This is a genomic window from Mesorhizobium sp. M7A.F.Ca.CA.003.01.2.1 (assembly GCF_003998945.1).
Lineage (GTDB): Bacteria > Pseudomonadota > Alphaproteobacteria > Rhizobiales > Rhizobiaceae > Mesorhizobium > Mesorhizobium ciceri.
This window is the reverse complement of the sequence record NZ_RZRA01001040.1, coordinates 1-1,865: the sequence shown is the minus strand read 5'-3', so window position 1 is coordinate 1,865 and position 1,865 is coordinate 1. Positions and strand designations below refer to the sequence as shown.

Below are 1,865 nucleotides of genomic sequence, written 5' to 3'. Positions count from 1 at the left end.
TTGGAGATCGAAGCAGTGGCCGACTGGTCGACGGTGACGGCAGGCTGATTGGCGTTGGCCGAGCCATAATTGTCGCTGCCGGCAAAAGCAGTGCCCGTGGCAACGAGGATGGCGGCAGCGGTAAGAGCGATCTTGGTCATTTTAATTACTCCTGAGTTCAAGTTTGGGTCGATATCGGCAGTCGCGATTAGCGGCCGAAGAGGTTGCGGTCAGCGCCCTGCGAAGCGGGGGCCTGGACGGTCTGCGTCGACTTGGAGACCGAAGCGGTGATCGAATGGTCGACAGCGACGGCAGGCTGATTGGCGTTGGCCGAGCCATAATTGTCGCTGCCGGCAAAAGCAGTGCCCGTGGCAACGAGGATGGCGGCGGCGGTAAGAGCGATCTTGGTCATTTTAATTACTCCAGTATTTGTCATGTCCGTCTAGTGGCGTGCCCTTGGGAGGAATTTCGCGTCGCTCGGACCACCCCGAGATGGGCTCGCGCTGCCGCGGATTCCAATCACGAAGATGTTCCCCCGCGGCTCGAATCCAGGCCTTGAAATTTGACACAGGGTCTCGGCGGTCATAATTTAACTGTTTGAAATCAGACAGTTAATCGATAACGCCCATCACCAGGCGCGACCGCTCGCCAGGCCGGCGTTCACCATCTGCTACACAGTGCGTCAACAGAAATCGAACTGAACGGTTCGGTTTGAAGCGATTGCGCACCATCTGAACTTCTGGATCTCCTACATTTGCCTTGCGGTTGGATCGAGATTATCGCTTGTGCACGATCATCAATCGGGCGCGACTTGGCGGCGCCAGTTGAAGAAGTGGCGGAAATCCGGGTGACCTGCACCCCAGGACAGCGATAGAAATGCGGTTGCTGCTTGTAGAAGACAATCGCGAGCTGGCGGATTGGCTGGGCAAGACCCTGCGTCAGGCGAACTATGTCGTCGACATCGTCCATGATGGCGAGGATGTCGAACACGCGCTCGCCGCCGGTGACCACGCGCTTGTCATCCTCGACCTTGCGCTGCCGCGCATGAGCGGGCTGGAGGTGCTGCGAATGTTGCGGACGCGCGGCAACCGGGTGCCGGTGATCGTGCTGACCGCAAACGCCAGTCTCGACGGCCGGGTCAAGGGCCTCAATGAGGGCGCCGACGACTATCTGGCCAAGCCCTTCCAGATCGAAGAGCTCGAAGCACGAATCCGCGCGCAATTGCGCCGTGCCAATGACCGCACCGCGCCGGTCGTTGCCTGCGGTGATCTCGTCTTCGACACCAACACGCGGCTGTTTTCGCTTGCCGGCGAGGCGCTGGCGCTGACACCGCGCGAGCATGCCGTGCTTGAGCAATTGATGGTCAAGGCCGGACGCACGGTGAGCAAGGCGGCATTGTCGGCCGCGATCTACGATTTCGAGACCGACGCCGATCCCAGCGCCATCGAGATCTACGTGCACCGCGTGCGCAAGAAGCTCGACGGGTCGCGGGTCCAGATCGCCACACTGCGTGGCCTCGGCTACCTGTTGCGCCAAGACGATTTGGCGCCGTGACGATCCTGGCGCCATGAGGATCAACAGCCTCCGCCTGCAATTGCTGGCATGGGTGGTGCTGCCGCTTGCCGGGCTCGCGACCATCAACCTGTGGACCAGCCAGCGCAACGCACTGGCGACCGCGGACCTGGTCACCGACCGGATGCTCGTCGGATCGGCGCGGGCGATTGCCGAGCAGGTCGCCATGGTCGACGGCGTGCTCGATGCCACGGTGCCCCCGGCGGCGATCGAGATGTTCGACACCGGCGACCGCGACAGCGTCTACTATCGCGTCGAGACAGCCGGCGGGCGGCTGCTGACCGGATATCCCGACCTGCCCGAAGCGCCGCAGC

Annotated in this window: 4 protein-coding genes; 2 read left to right on the top strand and 2 right to left on the bottom strand. The window is 62.0% G+C overall.

What is annotated here, in order from left to right; genetic code table 11:
- On the bottom strand, positions 1 to 140 hold a 140-nt coding region (locus tag EN969_RS29345), incomplete at its 3' end, for a DUF680 domain-containing protein (protein ID WP_127419642.1).
- Between the two features lie 47 nt (positions 141 to 187).
- Positions 188 to 391 carry a DUF680 domain-containing protein gene (locus EN969_RS29340; RefSeq protein WP_013532451.1) on the bottom strand — a complete coding sequence of 68 codons (204 nt, stop codon included), beginning with the start codon at positions 389 to 391 and terminating at the stop codon, positions 188 to 190.
- Positions 392 to 855: 464 nt separating this feature from the next.
- Between EN969_RS29340 and EN969_RS29335 the strand changes: the two genes are divergently transcribed.
- Complete coding sequence (locus EN969_RS29335) at positions 856 to 1,533, top strand: response regulator (RefSeq protein ID WP_013532452.1); 678 nt, start codon at positions 856 to 858, stop codon at positions 1,531 to 1,533.
- Positions 1,534 to 1,546: 13 nt separating this feature from the next.
- Positions 1,547 to 1,865 (top strand): sensor histidine kinase N-terminal domain-containing protein (locus EN969_RS29330; RefSeq protein ID WP_206525261.1); only part of this gene is annotated, 319 nt, incomplete at its 3' end.

Excerpts from the sequence above, each read along its gene's own strand:
- EN969_RS29340 (WP_013532451.1), bottom strand. The coding sequence starts at position 391 with ATGACCAAGATCGCTCTTACCGCCGCCGCCATCCTCGTTGCCACGGGC.
- EN969_RS29335 (WP_013532452.1), top strand. The coding sequence starts at position 856 with ATGCGGTTGCTGCTTGTAGAAGACAATCGCGAGCTGGCGGATTGGCTG.